The sequence below is a fragment of the Methanolobus psychrotolerans genome (assembly GCF_002243045.1).
GTDB classification, from domain to species: domain Archaea; phylum Halobacteriota; class Methanosarcinia; order Methanosarcinales; family Methanosarcinaceae; genus Methanolobus; species Methanolobus psychrotolerans.
In genome coordinates, this window is record NZ_MBKP01000098.1 from 1 (window position 1) to 1023 (window position 1023).

General features: G+C 36.1%; 1 pseudogene. It reads right to left on the reverse strand.

Annotation, left to right across the window (positions count from 1 at the left end):
• Positions 1-867, reverse strand: a pseudogene (locus BB781_RS15150) (transposase); the annotation flags it as partial.
• Positions 868-1023: the final 156 nt, after the last annotated feature.

Genomic DNA, 1023 nt, shown 5'->3' on the forward strand with positions numbered 1-1023 from the left:
GGACCTTGCAGCTATGACAGGAATAATCTGTTTATCGAGCACAGTTAAATTCGACCCGTGACTATCAGGTCCGGCATCTGCTATCAGCATGACAGGTTTTTGAGCTGTTGATTGTGTACACTTATCTATCGTTTCCTGGAATATAGTATTGTCATTTTTACTCGCATCCACAGCATCCCAGTAAACCGGCAATCCAAATAACCTGTCAACAATACAGGTATCAGTGTACCATGTACCTGAAAGTACACTGTACTTTCCGGTTTTCTTAACATAATGTCCTGCATCAGGGTCTGAAAAAGTACCGGTCTTCTTATCCTTTAAACCGTTGCAGTTGCACTTGAAAAATCTTCTATCCCATACCCATATTTTATCATCGATCAACTTTAAGTCTCTGCATTCCTGTAGCACTATTTCTGCAAATTTATCAAGGTGCCTGGAAATGATCAGTAAATTTCGTCGGTATGAAGTTAACGATATCTTTTCATCACTTTCAATACCTAATTCTTTCCTTAGAGTGCTATTTTGATTGAATTCCCTCAGGAAAGATTCAAAATTTAAGTAGCCGAGCTTACATCTTGAAATTTCCATCTTTATTATGTTGCTCAGGCTTAATGCTTCTAAGTATGGGTTATAGGATATCTCATCCTGCAGTTCATTGAAATAGATATCTATCGACGGATTTAGTACAAAAAGATGATCAAGATATCCTTTGAAATTCTCGTAATTGCTGAAGGCCACTACTTCATCAGGTCTGATGCAATCTTTAATCTGAACATTGCTTTCTGAGGTCTTAGGAATAATCCTGTAAGGGAGTCGGATATTGTTTTTTAAGATGCTCTTCTTGTCTTCAAGGAAATCTTCAAGCAATGTCTGGAAAATATGAATAACGTTCCTGACACTCTTTTTTTTTCTTTTTGAGGTTGTGTATTTTTTGTTGAGAATATAAATTTAAATTTTGTATTGTTCTGTGTTATCAAACTTAATATTGTGGCTTTGGATATGGTTCTTTCAAACAGGTTAAAG